At 52.7% G+C, this 20,247-nt stretch carries 16 protein-coding genes; 12 read left to right on the top strand and 4 right to left on the bottom strand.

The annotated features are described in order from the left end of the window. Positions 1-74: 74 nt before the first annotated feature. The 4 genes from EVJ23_RS04810 to EVJ23_RS04795 all read left to right on the top strand — a co-directional run bounded on the left by EVJ23_RS04810 (position 75) and on the right by EVJ23_RS04795 (position 6,693). Positions 75-1,814: a methyl-accepting chemotaxis protein gene (locus EVJ23_RS04810; protein WP_236633709.1), complete on the top strand. Its 1,740-nt coding sequence runs from the start codon at positions 75-77 to the stop codon at positions 1,812-1,814. Between the two features lie 63 nt (positions 1,815-1,877). Beyond that, positions 1,878-2,927 carry a C45 family autoproteolytic acyltransferase/hydrolase gene (locus EVJ23_RS04805; protein WP_070328159.1) on the top strand — a complete coding sequence of 350 codons (1,050 nt, stop codon included), beginning with the start codon at positions 1,878-1,880 and terminating at the stop codon, positions 2,925-2,927. Positions 2,928-2,984: 57 nt separating this feature from the next. After that, positions 2,985-3,263, top strand: coding sequence for a membrane protein (locus tag EVJ23_RS04800; RefSeq protein WP_016507806.1), 279 nt, complete (start codon positions 2,985-2,987; stop codon positions 3,261-3,263). Between the two features lie 154 nt (positions 3,264-3,417). Continuing rightward, positions 3,418-6,693 (top strand): Ig-like domain-containing protein, encoded by a 3,276-nt coding sequence (locus tag EVJ23_RS04795; RefSeq protein WP_161568389.1) that lies wholly within the window; start codon positions 3,418-3,420, stop codon positions 6,691-6,693. Between the two features lie 63 nt (positions 6,694-6,756). On the opposite strand, the gene EVJ23_RS04790 is transcribed toward EVJ23_RS04795, so the two are convergent. Beyond that, positions 6,757-7,389: a class I SAM-dependent methyltransferase gene (locus EVJ23_RS04790; protein WP_131464562.1), complete on the bottom strand. Its 633-nt coding sequence runs from the start codon at positions 7,387-7,389 to the stop codon at positions 6,757-6,759. 75 nt (positions 7,390-7,464) lie between these two features. Between EVJ23_RS04790 and EVJ23_RS04785 the strand changes: the two genes are divergently transcribed. From EVJ23_RS04785 to EVJ23_RS04755, 7 genes are all read left to right on the top strand, one after another. Then, positions 7,465-8,946: a cryptochrome/photolyase family protein gene (locus tag EVJ23_RS04785; RefSeq protein WP_131464559.1), complete on the top strand. Its 1,482-nt coding sequence runs from the start codon at positions 7,465-7,467 to the stop codon at positions 8,944-8,946. A gap of 201 nt (positions 8,947-9,147) precedes the next feature. Beyond that, positions 9,148-9,735, top strand: coding sequence for a glycerol-3-phosphate responsive antiterminator (locus EVJ23_RS04780; RefSeq protein ID WP_131464556.1), 588 nt, complete (start codon positions 9,148-9,150; stop codon positions 9,733-9,735). Next, positions 9,732-10,823, top strand: coding sequence for an ABC transporter ATP-binding protein (locus EVJ23_RS04775; RefSeq protein ID WP_070328149.1), 1,092 nt, complete (start codon positions 9,732-9,734; stop codon positions 10,821-10,823). Before EVJ23_RS04780 ends, EVJ23_RS04775 begins: the two co-directional genes overlap by 4 nt. After that, positions 10,820-11,725, top strand: a complete 906-nt coding sequence (locus tag EVJ23_RS04770) for a carbohydrate ABC transporter permease (RefSeq protein WP_070328148.1) — start codon at positions 10,820-10,822, stop codon at positions 11,723-11,725. Before EVJ23_RS04775 ends, EVJ23_RS04770 begins: the two co-directional genes overlap by 4 nt. Continuing rightward, the gene (locus tag EVJ23_RS04765) at positions 11,722-12,531 is read left to right on the top strand and encodes a carbohydrate ABC transporter permease (protein WP_131464553.1); all 810 of its coding nucleotides are present in this window, start codon (positions 11,722-11,724) and stop codon (positions 12,529-12,531) included. Before EVJ23_RS04770 ends, EVJ23_RS04765 begins: the two co-directional genes overlap by 4 nt. A 15-nt stretch (positions 12,532-12,546) precedes the next feature. Beyond that, positions 12,547-13,854, top strand: coding sequence for an ABC transporter substrate-binding protein (locus tag EVJ23_RS04760; RefSeq protein WP_131464550.1), 1,308 nt, complete (start codon positions 12,547-12,549; stop codon positions 13,852-13,854). Continuing rightward, positions 13,817-14,536 (top strand): glycerophosphodiester phosphodiesterase, encoded by a 720-nt coding sequence (locus EVJ23_RS04755; RefSeq protein WP_131464547.1) that lies wholly within the window; start codon positions 13,817-13,819, stop codon positions 14,534-14,536. The genes EVJ23_RS04760 and EVJ23_RS04755 overlap by 38 nt, the downstream gene beginning before the upstream one ends. Positions 14,537-14,568: 32 nt before the next feature. Here EVJ23_RS04755 and EVJ23_RS04750 read toward each other — a convergent pair whose 3' ends face one another. Together EVJ23_RS04750 and EVJ23_RS04745 are read right to left on the bottom strand one after the other, a co-directional pair. Next, positions 14,569-15,846, bottom strand: coding sequence for a glycoside hydrolase family 32 protein (locus EVJ23_RS04750; protein WP_131464545.1), 1,278 nt, complete (start codon positions 15,844-15,846; stop codon positions 14,569-14,571). Then, the gene (locus EVJ23_RS04745; protein ID WP_131464945.1) at positions 15,843-18,182 is read right to left on the bottom strand and encodes a glycoside hydrolase family 65 protein; all 2,340 of its coding nucleotides are present in this window, start codon (positions 18,180-18,182) and stop codon (positions 15,843-15,845) included. The genes EVJ23_RS04750 and EVJ23_RS04745 overlap by 4 nt, the downstream gene beginning before the upstream one ends. Before the next feature lie 172 nt (positions 18,183-18,354). Here EVJ23_RS04745 and EVJ23_RS04740 point away from each other — a divergent pair, with 172 nt between their 5' ends. Next, on the top strand, positions 18,355-19,065 hold the full coding sequence (locus EVJ23_RS04740) for a DUF1189 family protein (RefSeq protein ID WP_131464542.1): 711 nt from the start codon (positions 18,355-18,357) through the stop codon (positions 19,063-19,065). Here EVJ23_RS04740 and EVJ23_RS04735 read toward each other — a convergent pair whose 3' ends face one another. Beyond that, positions 19,066-20,082, bottom strand: a complete 1,017-nt coding sequence (locus EVJ23_RS04735; RefSeq protein ID WP_131464539.1) for a LacI family DNA-binding transcriptional regulator — start codon at positions 20,080-20,082, stop codon at positions 19,066-19,068. Positions 20,083-20,247 lie beyond the last annotated feature (165 nt).

The raw sequence follows: 20,247 nt of genomic DNA, 5'->3' as shown, positions 1-20,247 counted from the left end.
AAAATCATCCGTTTTTTGTTTACTCTTTTTTAGTTTCCTCCGATATAACCAATAAGGAACTAGGAGGGGAATTTATGAAACAAAATAAACCACAGTCACTACAGAATCGGATTCTCGCGGCGATGCTCGCCTTTGTGACGCTACTCATCGTCATATTCGGGGTCACTCAATACGTGAGTACGAAACATACGGTGCTCAGTTCGATGCAGGCCGTCTTGCTAGAAGACGCCGCCCGAATCAGTGAGGCGATAGATGCGGACGCGTATGCGGCGTTTTTACAAAATCCGGAGAAGAATGAACAATTCGAGCAGTTTCGGGAACAACTCGATACGTACCGCACGCAAATCGGGGCGATGTACGTCTACACGCTCGCATTGGACGGTGAGGAGCTACAAATTATTGTAGATGGAATGAGTGGGACAGACGCGTCCGAGATTGGGGAACCGGTGTCTGCAACTTCGCTCGAAGACGCACAGCCGGCGTTTGAAGGCGGAACCGGCACGACGCCGATTGTCGAAGACCCGGAGTTTGGGACCTATATGACGGTGCTCGTCCCAATCAAGCAAGGGGATGAAGTCATCGGTGTCATCGGCATCGACAAAAGCGCGGCCGATGTTGCGGCGGTCACGACTGACGTATTACGTGAAAGTCTGCCCCCGGTACTCATCGGACTCGTCATCTTGCTCGGTCTCGCCTCGGTCATCATCTGGCGTTACCTCGGTTGGAAATTACGTCCGCTTCGTGACCTCGAACGCGTCGCAACGCACATCGCCGATGGCGACTTGGCGACGGCGTCGGTTGAGATAAACAACATTCAACTGCGCGCGAATGATGAGATCAAGCGCCTCACTGTCTCGATGGACCAAATGACGAAGATGTTGAAAGGGTTGATCTCAAACCTACAGACGTCGGCACAGACGGTCCGGGATGAGAGTGGCAACGTCGCGAGCATCTCAGAGGAAGTAAACGACGCGTCGCGACAGATTGCGTTCACAATGGAAGAAATCGCCGGCGGGGTCGAGAATCAGAGCGTGCTCACGATGAAGCTGTACGGACATATGAACGAGTTCTCGGGACTCGTCGAACAGACGGCGACGGACGGGCACGGCGTGAGCACTCAAGCGGAAGTCGTCAGTCGAGTGACAGCAGAAGGGCTGCAACTCATGGAAGACGCGGTCGGGAAGATGACGAACATCCACGCGCAAGTGAATGAGTCGCAAGGCCAAGTGAAAGACTTTGAGCAACAGGCGGACGAAGTGACGGCGCTCGTCACGATCATCCGGCAGATCTCGCAACAGACGAACTTACTCGCCTTGAACGCGGCCATCGAGGCGGCCCGTGCCGGGGAGCACGGGAAAGGGTTCGCCGTCGTCGCCTCCGAGATTCGCGGTCTGTCGAACAGCGTCGCCCAATCGGTCAGTGAGATCTCAGAGATCGTCGGCAGCGTCAAACGGAACTCGATCGCGCTCGGCGAGACGTTCACTGACAGTATGCACGCCGCCGAAGACGGCAGACGGACGCTCGAGGCGACGAAGCAGGCGTTCAATGAGATCGAGGCGAGTGTCCGTGAGATGCAGCGGCTGACCGGGTCGATGCAAGGACAGCTCGGTCGCGTCCAGACAAACCAAGAAGACATCAAGCGCGGTCTTTCAGACATTGCCTCGATCTCGGAAGAGAGTACGGCCGGTAACGAGGAAGTGGCCGCCTCGACCGAACAGATGTCGGCGACGAGCGAGACGATGAACCGTCTCGTCAAAGACTTGTCGCTCACCGCGGAAGACATGCAACAGATGAGCCGCCAGTTTAAACTATGAACAGCTTCAAGTCAGACATCCCTCCCGCGCGTCCGCTATAATGGGCGCAAGGGAGGTTTTTTCATGCAACGTGTCTCAAGCGAACTTACACAATTCCGCGGCAGTCACTACGACTTTGGCCGCTTTCAAGGTGAATATATCAAGCGCAGCAAGCTGCTCGAGAACCGGACCGATCAGTGGAAGCTGCGCGTCCCCCGGTTTGAGATTGACGAGCGCGAGGCGAAACAAGCGTTCGACCGGTTCGCCCCGCGGATTTGGGAAGAACTGCTCGGCCTGCAGGACGCGCTCGAACTGACGCTCGGCGATACGCTCCTTCACTTCGGTCATTTCCGGGTCAATAACCCGATCAGCGGCTGCTCGATTTTGACAGGGGACAACTTCCTCGTCCGCAACTACGACTATCATCCGATGACGTATGACGGGCGCTACAACGTGTTCCAACCGGACGAGGGCTACGCCGTCATCGGACCCGTCTCGCGCGTCACCGGGCGGATGGACGGAATGAACGAGCGCGGACTCGCCATGGGCTATAACTTCATCAACCGACGCCGCCCCGGCGACGGCTTCGTCTGCCAGATGATCGGACGGATGATTCTCGAGACGTGCGCGACGGTCGAAGAAGCGGTCGATCTGTTGAAAGACATCCCGCACCGCGGCTCGTTCACGTACGTCGTCCACGACAAGTCATCAAACACACGTGTCATCGAGGCGACCCCGCGCGATATCCGCGTCCGCGAGTCGAACATTTGTACGAACCACTTCGAGCTGTTGCAGCACGAGAACCGTTACCATCTCGACGACTCGACGCGGCGGATGATGGAGATCAAAATGTATCAACATATCGTCCAAGACGCCGAGAGCGCGTTCCGGCTCATGAACGACTCGGATAAAGGTGTGTTTTCGGAGCTGTATAAAAGTTGGGCCGGGACGATCCATACGGCCGCCTATTTCCCGGAGACGCTCGAGACGTGGTTCGCCCTCGGCGGCGACCGCGACCCGGTCATCTTTGATTTTCAGACGTGGCTCGACGGGGAGGATTTCGACTTGCACGCCCTCGACGGTGAGATTGCGACCGATATCGAGTTCGCGAACACGGTCCAGCTTTGGCGCTGACTTCGGTCAGTGCTTTTTTTATGAAAACGGGGAATAGGAATACGAGGAGGGATTCAAATGAAACGAATCGGATTATTGGCCATCATGCTCGGGTTGGTTGTCGTCCTCGGCGGCTGCGTGCCGGGTGACGGCTCCTACACGACGGACCCGGCCGGCTTCTTTTGGGGTGTCTGGCACGGCTGGATCGCACCGGTGTCACTGATTTTAGGGTTGTTCAATGATACGTATCGCGTCTATGAAGTGAACAACACCGGTTGGTTTTATGATTTAGGATTCTATATCGCTATCATCAGCGGTTTCGGCGGGGTCGCTGTGACACGGAGGAGCCGGGGCTAGACACAATTGTCTGGCTCTTTTTTATTGACCTATTTCCCGAAAATGTCGACTAGTTTATTGAAAATCGTGCTATATTTTTTATTGTTTAATCAGATATTACCAAAAGGAGATAGGGAAGATGGTTGCACATATAAAGAAGAGTTTCATATTATTCATGTTAATGATGTTGGTCGGGACGATGGTTACGCCACATCAAACATCAGCAGCGACATTAACAAAAACCGATACGAGTCAGAACGTGGTGACAGGAACCACAGATCAACCAAACCAGGAGGTCACAATTATAGCGAATGAACAGGTCTTCCGTACAAAGAGTGACGCCTCTAAAAATTATACATACACGTTCGATAAGGCACTGACTGGACAAATTGCGGTGTATCAACGTGACACGTATGGATTTGATCAATTGATTGACGTGACGGAGCGCCAGGCGCCCCAGACGTCGGCGGTTCCAGTGAAGCCACAAGACGCGACATTCATCGGGATGATGAACGACGAGTTCGTCTTCTTCACTCATCCGAACCATACGATTCACGCGACGTATGAAGGCCGAGTGAGAGAAGGAATTAGCGAGTTGCGCATCCAAAAAAATAAGGCGGATACCGTGAGCGTGTACGTCAGTAGTCCGGAGAAGGCGTCGACGCCAATCCGCACGTACACGGCGACGACCGTGACGGCGGATATCATTCAATTGGATGCATCACCGCACGAGACGTTGCGCGTCTCCGGGAAGACGTTGCCTTACGTCTCTGTGAACGTGAAAGTCGGACATGAGGTAAAGATGGGGCAAGCCGATGCGACTGGTACATTTGATTTTCCGTTCACGGGCTGGGAACCGCGCGCTTATCAGAATCAGACGTATACTGTGCAGGCTGCTCATTTGAATCAGACGAATGAAGGAATTCAGAAGTTCACAATGCCTGCCTTCAAAGCGACGCTCGACAACCCGTTGCTCGTGATTGAGGAGTCACTCACACAGTTTCGTGGGGTGACGATTCCGGACGCCGTCGTCTCACTCGATGGGGAAGCGTGTGCGGTCAGTGACGAGAGCGGTTATTTCGGCTGTTACTATGCACAGAACGATCAATCGAAGCGTACGTTCACGATTCAAAAAGAGAAAGAAACGATTTTTACAAAACAAGTGACTGTAAAACGAGACGTTCGGACCATCATGTTCGAAACGAAAGCGTTTGATCTTGAAGAGGGCCGATTGATTGGGAAGGCGACCCCGAATCAAACGTTTATCGTAACGTATGAAGATCGTCGAGCCGGTTACAGACAACTTCGTTTCCGGGCGAATAGTGACGCCAATGGTGACATCATTTTCCCGTTGCCGAAACTGTATGGTGTGAACTTTACCGTCTCTTATTTAGATGAGTACAATTACAGAAACCAGTTCTGGTCGGCCCGAGCCGAGGACAATCGTTTGGCACCGACACCGATCCTGAAGATGCAGAGCGACCGGGTTGCTATCAGCATCCCGCCGTTCTATTATCCGAACCAATCGATTTCGTTTGAGGCGAAAGTCGAGAAAGCGGATGGCGAATCTGTGTTAGAGAAGGCCGACATGAACAATCCGCATATTTCTCTCGAGGTGAACGACACGTTCATGATTCGGACTGTCCTACAAGATGGTCGTGTGTCGGAGTGGGTAAAAGGCACGTTCGATGCGATTCAAAAGCCACTCATCCCTGACTTGACGAACGACACGACGTTATTGAAAGGGACGACAGAACCGAACGCGACACTCAAGTTCACGAGCGGTCTCGTCAAAGAAGTAAAGGCAGATGCCCAAGGAAAATTTGAATTCGCCGTCGACTTGAAAAAAGTGAACGCTTTTACTTTGGCAGTCAGTGTCCAAGGAAAAGCCAATCAAACGTTCAAATACGAAGTGAAGGATACGATTCGTCCGACGCTGCGAATTCATGAACTAATACCTCAAGAAACAGAGACACTCATATTTGATGCGAATGAGTATGTCGGTAATTTTGAAATTGAATACTACAAAAATAATTCGTTAATCCGAAAAGAAAAAGTCACACCAATCAGACCGTATAAACCTCACAGTTCTGGTTTTTTAATCTCAGGAGAACTGCTGGTTTCACGCTTGAAAACAGATGGTATCACCCATCTAATGATTCGTTCCGAGGACTTAGCAGGTAATCCTTCTGAGGGAAATAAGATTACAGTGAAAGACATGGTTGCTCCGCGAGTCATTCTACAAAAATTCGTGTTAAACGGAGAGCATTTGATTTACGGGAAGACCGAACCGGGATCGACCGTGACGTTCACGTATCGAAGCGATAAAGACAAACGTGTCGCTGTCTCGAGCACCGGGATGTTCACGATCAAGACGACAGATCCAATTGTCGCGCAAAAATATGGACAAGTTAAAATCACGGCGACGGATAAAGCGGGAAACAAAGGGTATGGCTATATCTCTCCAAACGGAGAGAAGATTCAAGACATCCGTCTAGATGGCGGTCAGAAAGTTTGGTTCTATATGCAAAATGAGTATATGAACCAAAACCATTATGAGTTCACCATCAACGGACAAACCCAAAAGTATACTCAATTTGGATCCGTGATTACGTGGTCGAATGACATCTCGTTACCAGCGACTGTGACAGTTAAGCTCATCAACCCTGACAAAACTGTCAAGTACGAGATGACGAAAGTGATCACAAAACCGTATGTGAATAAGAACATCTCGAACGTGAAATTCCAGCAAGGCGTCCGTCGAATCACAGGAAACGGTGATCCATACGCAATCCTTGAAGTGTGGAGTGGCACGACACGCCTAGGATACACATCGATGGATGGTTTAGGAAAGTTCGATTTCAATCTAGTCCGGGCCTATAAAGAAGGCGAACAACTTCGTTTTGTTACGACTCCCCGTATCGGGAAGCAAGTGGCGACAACGATGAAAGCAAAAGACAACACGGCTCCGACGAAGCCGACCGTCAACGAAGTTTCGGCAGTGGCGACAAAAATCACGGGGAAAGCCGAAAAAGGAGCGACAGTTCTCATTACGTATAACGGGCGCACCTATTCGACTAAGGCAAATAACTCAGGTGTATATGCTTATGCCATTAAGAAATGGACGCCAGGAAAAACGGTCTCCGTCCGAGCGAAAGATGCATCAGGGAATTTGTCAGCAACTTCTACACAAATCATTAAATACGTGTTCAAACAGTTCAGTGTGAACACTGTTCGGACGAGTCACATCTACGTGACCGGCAAAGGGCATCCTGGCGCGACGGTACAGGTGTATAACGGTGCGGCAAAAGTAGGGAAGGCTGTTAAAGTCGATTCAAAAGGCAACTTCAAAGCGTATGTAAACAAGCAACGTCAAAGTAATATGTTGACGGTTGAAATGACACGATCAAGTTATGTGACGAAGCGTGTCAATGTCATCGTCTCTAAATAAAAAATCTCTCAGGATGTCATGTCCTGGGAGGTTTTTTTGCAGAACGGGTAAAAAAGAAGTGATTCATGGGTTCACCTTTTTGTAGCCAATCAAGGCAATGGTATGATAATCGCGAGAATCAGGTCCGCGCTGATCAGAGACGTCTGTCATACCGAGAGTCTTGGCGGAAGGGATGAACTGTTCCCGGACGAGCGTCGTGATCCCGTCCCAGGTCACGTCGCCTTTCCCGTCACAGTACGTGATGATGAACGACCCGCCTGGGGTTAAGACGCGTTCAATCTCGGCAAGTACCGTGGACATGTCGTCCCAGAAGTAGAGCGTATGGATGCTGAAGACGTGATTGAAACTCCCTTCCGGAAACGGGAGTGTCTCGAGGTCGCCTTCGACGACCTCGGCTCGCCCTGCTTGCAAGGCCGCTCGATTTCGTTTTGAGGCCGAGCGGACGATGGTCGGGGAACGGTCGAGCCCGGTCACGTGCACCTCATCAAAGCTACGAAGCATTTGTGCGATCGCATCACCGGCCCCGCAACCGAGGTCTAGGATGCGGTCGCCCGGCTGAACCGCCAACTGTTCAATCGTCCAGTCGACTTCTACCCGGTGTTGGCGGACCATCTTCTCGCCGATATACGTCCCGACGATGCCGCGCGGGTTCTCGTATTGGCTGTCGATCCATGTTTGCAGACGCTTCGGGCGCATCGAACCATTCCTTTCTAAATGAGGCAGATGTAAATTTAGTGTAGCACAATCAAAAATCAGAGAGGGGATGAATCCGTGCGCTCATTTTGGATTTTCGGCAATCAGTTATCACACGACCTCGAGATGCTCGACCACGTCAAAGCCGACGACGTCATCGTCATGATCGAGGCGACGTCACGGGCGATGTGGCGGAAGTATCATAAACAAAAACTCGTCCTCATCTTCTCGGCGATGCGACATTTCGCCGAGGAGTTACGCGAGCGCGGCTTCACCGTCGACTATCACGAGGCCGACTCGTTCCAAGACGCGTGGGACGATCACTTCAGCCGCTTCAATCCCGATGCGATTCACTACACGGCCGTCACCGATGAGCCGATGGAGCGGAAGCTGAAGCAGTTCGGAGACCAGCACGAGCTCATCGAACATACGGACGTACCGCTCTTCTATTTAACGAAGCAAGAGGCCGTCGACACGCTCGGCAGCGAGCCGTGGCGGATGGACCGGTTCTACCGTCATATGCGCAAACAGTTTGACGTGTTGCTCGAAGACGGGAAGGCAAAAGGCGGCAAATGGTCGTTCGACGCGGACAATCGCCAGCCGCCAAAGTCCGGGCTCACGTTCCCACCGGCCATCCACTTCCGACCTGACGCCATCACGACAGACGTCATCCGAAAAGTCGAGACGACGTTTTCCGACCACCCCGGACAAATCGAACCGTTCGCTTGGCCGGTGACGCGGGACGAGGCAAGGCGAGCACTCAAACGTTTCGTCGACGAGCGGCTCGAGACGTTCGGTCCGTATCAGGATGCGATGTTGACCGAAAACCCGGAGATGTCGCACAGTCTATTGTCGGCGGCGATCAATGTCGGACTGCTGACCCCGCACGAAGTCATCGAGGCGGCATGCGCGACCGACGCGCCCCTTGCTTCAGTCGAAGGGTTCGTCCGCCAAATCCTCGGCTGGCGGGAATACATGCGCGCCGTCTATGTGGCGTTGATGCCCGACTATCGAGACGTGAACACGTTCAACCACGAGCGTGACTTACCTGGCTTGTTTTGGGACGCGGACACGGACCTGAACTGTATGCACGAGAGCTTGAAACCGGTCGTCGAGCGAGCGCACAACCATCACATCCAGCGGCTGATGGTGCTCGGTAACTATGCGACGCTGTTCGAAATCTCGCCGCAACAGACGAGCGACTGGTTCAACGAGATGTATATCGACGCCTACGACTGGGTCGTGTTGCCGAACGTGCTCGGCATGGCGCTTCACGCTGACGGGGGACGTCTTGCGACGAAGCCGTACATCGCCTCGGGCAAATACATCGACCGGATGAGCGACTATTGCAAAGGCTGTAAGTATAACCCGAAACATACGACCGAGGCTGACGCCTGTCCGTTCAACGCCCTGTACTGGAACTTCATCGACAAGCACGAGGAACGCTTCTCGAACAACCAACGTATGAAGATGATGGTCCGCAACTGGCAAGGGCGTGACGACGACGTCAAAGCCGACATCTTGGCGAAGGCGCGACAAACATTGACCGATTCCCCGTGAATCGGTTTTTTTACGTTTCCTTAATGAAATTTTGCAGAGCGTTCACGGACACTTTACAATCGTTCGGTACGATATGACTTGTGAGACCCCTCAATCCAAAGTGAATAGCATTCGGTAGAACATTCGAGAGACCAACAGAAGCCCATACGTCCGTGACGTCATGTTTCTGTTGGTCTTTTTTTCTAGGAAAGGGTGAATCAAATGAATCCAACAATTCGCACGATTGGACGAGAGAAGATGATCGCATCGATCAAGTCGCCAAAACAGCTCGAGAAGTTCCTGCAATCGGACGTCACGACGACGTTCCTTATGATGGGCACGCTCAGCACGCTCGACCGGTATGTCGCGCATTTGAAGCGGGAGAACCGGACCGTGTTCCTGCACGCCGAACGAATCAACGGCATCAGCCTCGACCGCGACGGCATCGACTATTTGGCGAAACGGGTCGGCGCCGACGGTATCGTCACGACGAAAGCATCGGTCATCCAACACGCCAAACGAGCTGGGCTGATGACGGTGCAACGCTTATTCCTCGTCGACTCGGACGCCGTCACCTCAGGCATCAAGATGGCGAACGATCAACAGCCGGACGCACTCGAACTCATGCCCGGTCTCATCCCGAGCGTAATCGAACATGTCGCCGGTAGCGTCTCACTCCCAATCGTGACGGGTGGGATGATTCGTAAACCGATCGAAGTCCACCAAGCGTTGTCACATGGGGCGTTCGCCGTCTCGACAGGGGACGAGCGGCTATGGGCGTCACACGCGACGAAGGAGGAAATGGCATGAAGTCGATCCAACTGCAAGACCTCAAAAAATCATACGGGGACACCGAGGTCATCCGCGGCATCGACGTCACGATTGAGCCGGGCGAATTTTTCGCGCTCGTCGGACCGTCGGGTTGCGGCAAGAGCACGATGCTCCGGATGATCGCCGGTCTCGAGTCGATCACGAGCGGGACACTCCGGATTGACGGCGTCGCTGCGAACGAGCTGAAGCCAAGCGAGCGGCAACTGTCGATGGTATTCCAAAACTATGCGCTCTACCCGCATATGACGGTCGAGAAAAATATCACATTCGGCCTACATACGAAAGGACTCACGAAGCTCGAGCAGCGCGAACGGTGCGATGCGGCGGCCGAGACACTCGGTCTGACCGACTATTTGAAGCGCAAGCCGCGCCAGCTCTCGGGTGGGCAGCGGCAACGGGTCGCACTGGCCCGGGCTATCGTCACCGAGGCGCCAATCTGCCTCATGGACGAGCCGCTCTCGAACCTTGACGCCAAGCTTCGGGCCAAAATGCGTTCGGAGATCCGCCAGCTGCAACGCAAGCTGAACTTGACGATGATTTACGTCACACACGACCAAGTCGAGGCGATGACGATGGCCGACCGGATGATGTTATTGAACGACGGGGAAGTCCAACAAGTCGGCAAGCCGCTCGATTTGTACAACAAACCGGCCAATACGTTCGTCGCCTCGTTCATCGGCTCGCCGCCGATGAACTTGACCGAGGTAAAACGGGCGGAGAAAGGCTGGATTGCCTCGGATGGACGTCTCTTCCATCCGAATACGGTGACGAAACACGATGTGGCAACGCTCGGTATTCGGCCGGAACAAATCACACCGGCCGGGGAGACGGTGACGTTTTATGCCGAACTGAAGAACATCGAGGTGCTCGGCACCGAAACGATTCTTGCGTTCGATATGGGCGGGACCGAATGGCTCGCCAAATGGCCTGGACAGTGGCCGCTCTCGATCGGGGAGAAAATCGCTTGTTACGTCGATCCGAAACAAATGTCGCTCTTTGATACGGCCGGCGATCGCATCGAGCCACGGCAACCGAAACTGTTCGAGGCGCTGGAGGTGTTCCAATGACGGTCGCGTTGCCGAAACAGAGAGTCCGGGCACGCCTCTCGGACGCAGCGGCCGGGATCTTATATTTATCGCCCTCGATTGCGCTGTTTGGCATCTTCCTCGTCTATCCGTTGTTCCGGACGATCTACTTGAGCTTTTTTCGGACCGATACGCAGGGGACGCCGCTCAGCTTCGTCGGGGGTGAGCACTACGCGAAACTGTTCACGAGCGCCTCGTTTTGGCAAAGCATCCAAGCGACGGTCGGCTTCGTTCTGTTGACCGTTCCGCTCACAATCATCATCGCGCTAGGGTTAGCGCTGCTCGCTAACGAGAAACTACGCGGTATCGGTTTCTTCCGGACGGCGTTCTCGGCGACGATGGGGATGAGCGTCGCGGCATCATCGGTCATTTGGATGTTTATGTACAATCCGTCGATCGGCATCTTCAACCGTTTCTTAGAAGCGGTCGGGGCGAGTGGGGTACAGTGGCTACTTGACCCGCAGTATGCACTCCTGTCGGTATCGCTCGCGACCGTCTGGATGAACATCGGTTTCACATTTTTAATCATCCTCGGGGGACTGCAAAATATCGACCGGACGCTGTACGAGAGCGCGGACATCGCTGGGACGAGTTACGGGACGCAGCTTCGGTCAATCACGATTCCGATGCTGTCACCGACGCTCTTCTTCGTCGGTATCATTTCGCTCATCAACGCGTTCCAGACGTTCGGACAGATCGATCTACTGACGAAAGGCGGTCCGACGAATTCGACGAACGTCATCGTCTACGCCATCTACAAGGACGCGTTCATCAACTATAACGTCGGTGGGGCGAGCGCCCAGGCGGTGCTCTTGTTCGTCACGGTGCTGCTCTTGACGTGGCTCCAGTTCAAGCTCGTCGAAAGGAAGGTGCATTACCAATGACGCTTCGGAAAGTAGTCACGTATACGCTCCTCGTCTTGAGTACGCTCGTCATGCTGTTCCCGATCGCCTACGCGTTCTCGATCAGTTTGATGGACGGCGGCGAAGTATTGAACGGTCACTTGTTCCCACGTGAGGCGTCGTTCGCGAACTACGTCGCGGCGTTCGAGCGCCTGCCGCTGTTGACGTACTTGTGGAACAGCCTCGTCGTGGCGCTTTTCGTCATGGTCGGTCAGGTCGTCTTGTCGAGCCTTGCTGCGTTCGCGTTCGTCTTCATCGACTTCAAGGGGAAAGGGATTATCTTCATGCTCTTCCTCGCGACGATGATGGTGCCGTGGGAAGCGACGATGGTGCCGAACTTCTTGACGATCCAGTCACTCGGGTGGTTGAACTCGGTATGGGGGCTGTCGGTCCCGTTCTTCGCGCTTGCGTTCGGGACGTTCCTGCTTCGGCAACAGTTCAAGACGATCCCGCACGAGATGTATGAGGCGTCACAAATCGCCGGGGTCAGCCGCTTCCGTTTCTTTTGGAATATCGTCTTACCGGTGTCGAAGACGCCGCTCGTCACGTTGTCGGTCTACAGTTTTTTGACGACATGGAACATGTACTTATGGCCGCTCCTCGTCACGAACACGGAGCAGGCTCGAACGGTTCAAATCGGGATTAAACAGATGCAGTCGAACGAAGTGGCATCGGACTGGGGTGTCGTCATGGCCGCGGTCATCTTGATCATCATCCCGACGCTGATGCTGTTATTCGCTGGACAAAAACAGTTGCAAGAAGGATTGACGCAAGGTGCGATCAAATAATAGGGGGAATGTACGATGAAGAAGAAAGCACTATTCGCAGGATTGACTAGTTCGCTATTATTACTCGGGGCATGCGGTAGCGAAGAGGCGGCGACGGAAGCGTCGACGACAGAAGACGGGAAGACAGAGGTCGTGTTTTGGCACGCGATGAGCGGGGACCTAGAGACGGCGCTAAACAATCAGGTCGACGCCTTCAACGAGTCGCAGGAGGATTACGAAGTGAAACCAGTGTTCCAGGGGACGTATGAAGAGGCACTCACCAAATTTAACGCCGTCGCCGGTTCGACGGACGCGCCGGCCATCATGCAGACGTTCGAGGTCGGGACGAAGTATATGATCGACACGAACAAGATCACGCCGGTGCAAGAGTTCATCGACAAAGAAGACTTCGATACGAGCGTCTGGGAAGAGAACATCTTGAGCTATTACCAAGTCGACGGCAAGCAATACTCGATGCCGTTCAACTCGTCGACACCGGTACTGATCTACAACAAGGACGCCTTTAAAAAAGCGGGACTCGATCCGGAGAAGGCGCCACGAACGTATGATGAGTTGAAGCAAGCGGCGAAGGCGCTCACGACCGATGACCAGACCGGTTTCACGATGCTCAACTACGGCTGGTTCTTCGAACAGCTCGTCGCCGCGCAAGGCGGTCTTTACGTCGACAACGACAACGGCCGCAGTGGGGCGCCGACAAAAGCGGTGTTCGACGGCGAAGAAGGTCAGAACGCCTTCAACTTGATCAAAGACATGTACGACGAGAAGACGTTCCTAAATGTCGGACAAAACTGGGACGACATGCGCGCCGCTTTCCAGTCTGGGAAAGTCGCGATGTATCTCGACTCATCGGCTGGAATTCGTACGGTCGCGGACAATGCGTCGTTTGAAGTCGGCGCCTCGTACTTGCCGGTACCAGACGAAGCAGACCGTGAAGGGGTCGTCATCGGTGGCGCCTCGCTCTGGATGGGGGACGGTATCGCCGATGAGACGAAGCAAGGCGCATGGGAGTTCATGAAGTATGCCGCCTCGAAAGAAGCACAGGCCAAGTGGCACGTCGAGACGGGGTACTTCGCCATCAACCCGGACGCTTACAACGAACCGATTGTCGAAGAGATGTGGGCCGAGTACCCACAGCTAAAAGTGACGGTCGATCAATTGAGCGAGACGAAGGCGTCCCCGGCGACACAAGGCGCGCTCATCTCGACGTTCCCACAGTCGCGTCAGAGCGTCGTCAATGCGATGGAGAGCTTATACCAAGGCGTGTCGGTCGAGGACGCGTTGAAGCGTGCGGCCGACGAGACGACTTCCACCTTGGGGCAGTGACGTGTTGATTTATGCCCATCGCGGCTATAGCGCCAAGTATCCGGAAAATACGTTGGCGGCGTTTCAAGCGGCGCTGCCTTACGCCGAAGGCATCGAGCTCGATGTCCAGCTCTCAAAAGACGGCCGCCTCGTCGTAATCCATGACGAGACGGTCGACCGGACGACAGACGGGAGCGGCTACGTGAAAGACATGACGCTCCGGCAGATCCGCTTGCTAAGCACTGAGAGCGGGGAACGAATCCCGACGCTCGAAGAAGTACTCTTATTGATTGAATCGTCCGATGTCACGCTCAATATCGAACTGAAGACGGACCGATTCGATTATGACGGGATTGAATATCTCACATGGCTCGCTGTCACCGAGTTCAAGCTCGAGCAACGTGTCGTCTTCTCGTCATTCAATCCGGATACGCTCATCCGGTTACGAGATATCGCCCGAGAAGCGAGGATCGCCGTTTTAACGGTGGACGGGCATCCAGGCTTGGTTGATTTCATCGAGCGGATTGGGGCCGAGGCCGTTCATGCCCAACCGGAATTTCTCTGGACGAGAGACTGGACGACGCTTCGGGAACAGAATCGCTTGATTCGACTATATACGATCAACGACCCGAACGAGCTGCCGGACATGACTGGTGTCGATGCTATCATGACGGACGAGGTCGAAAGGTTCTATGTAAACTGAAACAGCCCGAGACATTTGTCTCGGGCTGTTTGTCAGTAACGATGAAGCGTTGCGGTCACATCACCAGTCAGTTCGTGGGTACGTTGATGGCTCGGGTAGACCCGACTTGAGAAGACGAATTCCCCGTCATTGACGAACACTTCGATTGAAGAGGCGTCGACGAAGATGCGGAATGTACGACCGTTCGCTTGCAGTCGGCGCACTTCTCGTCCGCGTGTCAATTCGAGTCTGTCGCCTGTTTTCGAGAAGGTAGCGGCCTCCCCGAAACAGGCGAAACAGAAGTCTCCTTGAGCTTCGACTGTCAGTTCAAACGCATCACCTTCAAATTTAGGTCCAGCCACACGATGACTGGTCTGGCGAAGGGACATCATTTCTTCGATTGGGGACATGTATACCTGTCCATTTCGAAGCGACAATTCTCGTGGGATTGTCATTTGATTCGTCCATCCCTCGATTTGTTCCGGCCAGTCGCGTTCCCACATAGCGTTCCAAGCGATCAAGATGCGTCGTCCTCGTTCGTCAAGGAACGTTTGGGCGGCGTAGAAATCGTGGCCATAATCGAGCTCGGTAAAAGTGCCGTGTGTGAAGAGCGGGGCGTTCAAGTCAAGGTGACCGACGAAGTACCCGCACTGATGCAAGTTATGATACCGATCACCGTCTTGCTCCATCCCTTGGGGTGAAAGGAGCAAGACGTCGTGACCGTCAAGGTGAAACAGGTCGGGACATTCCCACATCCAACCGTGTTCGCCCGTCTCCCCAGCGATAACGCCGCGCTCAGACCAATGAATGGCATCGTCCGAGTCGTAGAGGACGACTTTTCCGTCTGTCGCGTCACGCGTACCGAGGACCATGTAGTAGTGCCCGTCTTGTTCCCATACTTTCGGGTCGCGGACGTGAGCGTTACCCCGTGCGGGTTCGCCGGAGATGATTGGATTGTCTAAATGCTTTTTGAACGTGTTGCCATCTGCTGACGTGGCGAGACATTGAACTTGCCTGAGCGTCTCGCGTTTCTCATCAAGCCACACGTTGCCGGTATAATACAAGTGAAGTACGCCGTCTTTCACGAGGGCGCTCCCTGAGAAGACCCCGTCCTGGTCATAGTCTAGACCGGGACGAAGGGCGATTGGTTTGTGCTCCCAACGAATGAGGTCGGTCGACGTGGCATGTCCCCAGTGCATATCGTCCCAGTCTACCCCGAACGGATGGTACTGATAGAACAGATGATAGACACCATTATACTGGCACAGTCCATTCGGGTCGTTCATCCAACCGAACGGCGGGGCGAAGTGATAGTGGGGACGAAACGTCATACCGACAGCACTTCGCTCGTGAAAGCGTCTACGATTAAACGTTCTTCGCCATACACTTCGATTGTGACGGCATCATCTGTTGGTTGACGTCGAGTGATCGTCACTTTTTCTTGCGTCGCCTTCACGTCGAGCGTCTCGCCTTGCCAGTCGATTGAGAACGTGAGTGAGGTCCAAGCTTTCGGGAGCATCGGCGAAATGCGAAGCTTGCCGCCTGTCATACGGACACCGCCGAAGCCATTGACGACTGCTTGCCAAATGCCACCAAGCGAAGCAGCATGGATACCGGCGTCTGACGTCTTCATGTTCGGGCCGAGATCGATTTCAGAGGCGCGGCGGAACAAATCGTATGCCAATTCTTGATCGCCGAGATCAGATGCCAAAACACTATGTGTCGATAAAGACAGTGACGAATCGTGCAACGTTTTCGGTTCATAATAGTTCCAGTTGGCGCGTTTCACGTCCGCAGAGAACAGATCTTCCAACAAATACATGAGAATCATAACGTCTGCTTGTTTAGACACTTGAATCTCGTTCACTTGTTCAAGGTTATAGTCGAGGAACATCGAACCGACGTTCTCTTGATTCTTATACTTCGTCAAGTCGATGATCTCTTTTTGTAAATAGGTGTCGTCTTGTGGCAACACCCCGTCCTCGCGTACTTGTGGCAAGTAAATTAAGTCGAGCACGTGACGGAAGCGTTCGTCCGCCGTTTCTAGGTCGAGTTTGTAGTTCAACTGCTCGAAAAGTTCAGGTTTATCCGTACGGAGCAACTCGACATACTCGATTGCCTTGTTAATATTCCAGTGCGCAGTATAGTTCGTGAAGGCGTTGTTATCGACGTGCTCTTTATACTCGTCTGGTCCAACTACTTCGTTGATCTCATAGCGCTTTGTTATTTCATCCCACTCTAAGCGGCTTGCCCAGAACTTGGCTGTGTCGATAAGCAGTTCATACCCGTAGCGATCCATAAAGTCCTGGTCACCGGTGACATGGTAATACTGCCAAGCGGCGAAGGCGATGTCTGACGTGATGTGCTGCTCGATGAAGCCCGACCAAATTTTCGTTGCTTCACCTGTGACGATGTCGGCCGCGCCCCAGATCGGTGTGACTTCACCATCATCAAGCCATGCCGACTCCCACGGGAACATGGCACCCTCGTATCCGTTCTCTTTCGCTTTGCGATGAGCGCCGGAAAGTGATTGGTAGCGGTACTCGAGCAGGCTGCGAGCGATTTTTGGGTTCGTGTACGTGTAATACGGGAGAATGAATATTTCCGTGTCCCAGAATGTATGCCCTTTATACCCTTCGCCCGACAAGCCTTTCGCACCGACGTTCATCCGATTATCATGTTTCGGTGTCATGACGGCCAAGTGGTACTGTGCGAAGCGGATTGCGAGCTGGTCGAACATCTCGTTCGATTCGATTGCAATCGGGGCGTGCTCCCAGACAAGTTCGTTCCAAGCCTGGATGTGCTTCTCGAGCAAGCGGTCGTATCCCATCGCCTCGATTTCTTTTGTCACGTTGAGCGCGTGATTCGCGAGTTCTTCTGTCGTCTCGACCGTCAATTCTTTGTCGCGCGATGTGAAGATGGTCGAATACTTCTCAATCGTCAACGTCTCGTCTTGGGGGATGATCATGTCCGAGTAGTCAAAGAAGATTTTACGACGGTCCATCTTGATGATTGATTTTGGCTCGATTGTCTCATTGAGCATAAAGTGGTGCACGCTATGGAACGCGAAGTCGATGCCCGATTCGGTCGTCGTCTGAATTTGTTGCATGAAACGCCCGTCATATAGGCGTTTATCCCCTTCGAGGAAATGTTGAACCCCGCTGTTTGTCGTTTGACCGTTTATGCCTGACGTAAGAACGAGTTCTGTCTGTTGCTTCGGCGTGATAGATACGCGTTGAGCGATACTATGCAAGTTCGCCATCGAGACGAACCGCTTGAAGACGAGTTCGAACACATCACCGTTTGGACTTTCCCACGTCACTTCTCGAATGAGTTCCGCTTGTTTTAGGTTAAGGGTGCGACGATAGGCATGGATCTTTCCTTGTGTCAAATCGAAGCGAACCCCGTTCAATTTAAATTCCATCCATAAGACATCCGCCGCATTTGGCAGTTCTGTCACTTCGTTCGCCGCAAATTTATTGAACGTTCCGGCGACGAATAAGTTTCGTGTCTCGTTCGCATAATGTTCTTCTGTAACGGACCGTAGCCCCATGTACCCGTTTCCGAGTGAAAACACCGTTTCGCCTTTGCCGAGCCACTCTGGTCGGAAACCGTCCTCTGAGACGAGCCAATTTTGTAAATCACCTGTGCCAGTCGTATAGTTCATCAGTGTGTTTGTCACGGTATAACCTCCTGTATGATAAAGCGCTTTCTTGATTCGACCCCATTCTATCCGAAACGTTTCGGATGTTCAACCACTATTTTTGATATATTGGGTTTATTCGAATGATAAATCGTGATTTAATGGGGTTAGAAACGTTTTAGGAAAGAGGTTTGTCATGGAGCAATTAGTTGCAAGTTTGGGATTTCGATTCGATCAAGTGAAAATGTGGCGCGACCAATCGATCTGGAAGTCGGTCTTTTACGTTTTGATCGCACTGTTGATCTCGAATACGATTGTTTACGGTGTGAAGTGGGTGAATCAATCTACTCAGCTGGTCGAGTTGCCGGCTTTTTCGGTGACGGATGCTGGATTGCAGTATGATGAGGCGTTCGTTTTCGACGTGCCGGTACTTGATTTGACAGTCATGGTCGGGGAGGAAATACCGACGAATACGAAACAGACGCTATTGCTAGCGGATGAGGGGTGGGTCTTCAAACGGAGCGGTGTGGAGACGGAATTAAACGGTTACACGTCACTCTTGTCGTTCACCGGTAGCAGCGAACTATCCGAGCGTGACGTTCAAAGCGTATTGGAAGACTTAAACTGGTTTTATCCAGTCTATATTTATGGATCGATCCTGCTCGATCTTGTTGTTCACCTCATCTTGATTTCCTTGTTGGCGCTAGCTGGTCTTAGCTTCAAACGCTTCGTGCCAATCCGCTATAAGGAAGCGTGGACGATCACGGCGTATGGTATTACAGCTCCGCTCGTCGCTCGCACCATCATCGACCTATTACCGGTCAACGTCCCGATGCTTGCGGTGCTGTATTGGGCTACAGTTGGAATTTTTGCATTTATGACGATACGAAAAATCGGCGATGACTAATCATCGCCGATTTTTCGTGACTGATTCTCGTAAAACGAGTTGGTTATTGACGAACGCCTCGTGGGGGACGTCTTTTCCTTCGACAATATGAACGACCATCTCCGCTGCCGCCCGGCCCATTTCATACGGTTGTTGACCGATTGTCGTGAGTGGTGGCGATACGTATTGGGATAACAAGATGTTATCAAAACCGATAATCGATAAGTCCTCGGGCACATTCAGACCGAGTTCACGAGTTGCTTGAAGAACGCCGAGTGCCATGACGTCAGAAGCACAAAAGATGGCCGTTACTTCTGGGTGGTTCAATAAAAACGGTAGGGCGACTTCTTTAGCGGCGAGTTCTTCAAAATCACCATTCAATACGTAGTCGTCAAATGTATCGACCCCGTTCTCTTGAAGCACTTGACGGTAGGCGTCATAGCGTACGGTCGAGACATAGGCATGCGGGGAACCGTTCATAAAGGCGACATGGCGGTGGCCGAGGCGAAGCAAGTAACGGACTGCTTGTTTAGCACTCTCTAATTGGTTAGACGTCACATACCCTGTGTTCACGCCTTCGATTGGGATGTCGACCAAGACACATGGGACCGTACTTTCAATTGCCTCGAGCAAGTAAGGGTCGTCGCGTTTTAACCCTTGGATGACGACGCCGTCGAGTTGGCGCTCGGCGCACATTTGACCATACGTTTTATTTTTTTGTTTTGAAGTCGTTGTCGACAATAACACGAATTCATAGTCGAGCTTTGTTAGTTCGTCCGATACGCCGCACAACGTCTCAAACATGAAGTTGTCTTTGACGCTCTCGCGTTTTAGGTCGGTGACGAGGAAGCCGATCGTCTTCGACTGCTTCTTGACGAGGCTTCGTGCCAAAATGTTAGGGCTGTATCCGAGCTCTTTAGCGATGCTTAATATTTTGTCTCGTGTTTCGTTGTTCACGTCATCGTACCCGTTGAGTGCTCGAGAGACGGTCGTGACCGAAAAACCTGAAGCTTTCGAGACGTCTTTTAAAGTTGCCATAGGTAGTAGACTCCTTATTACCGGAAACGTTATGAGTGTTTTCCTGTAGAATGATTATATATCTATTCTAGTCGCTGATAGATAAAGCTGCAAACCCTTATTTATCAAGGTTGAATGCCAAATATAAAAAAAGTCTTGCTTTCCGAAACGTTTCGGGTATAAAAT

It is taken from the genome of Exiguobacterium sp. SH1S1 (genome assembly GCF_004337245.1).
Taxonomy (GTDB): domain Bacteria; phylum Bacillota; class Bacilli; order Exiguobacteriales; family Exiguobacteriaceae; genus Exiguobacterium; species Exiguobacterium aurantiacum_A.
The sequence above is the reverse complement of the archived record's forward strand: the minus strand, read 5'-3'. Positions and strand labels throughout refer to the sequence as shown.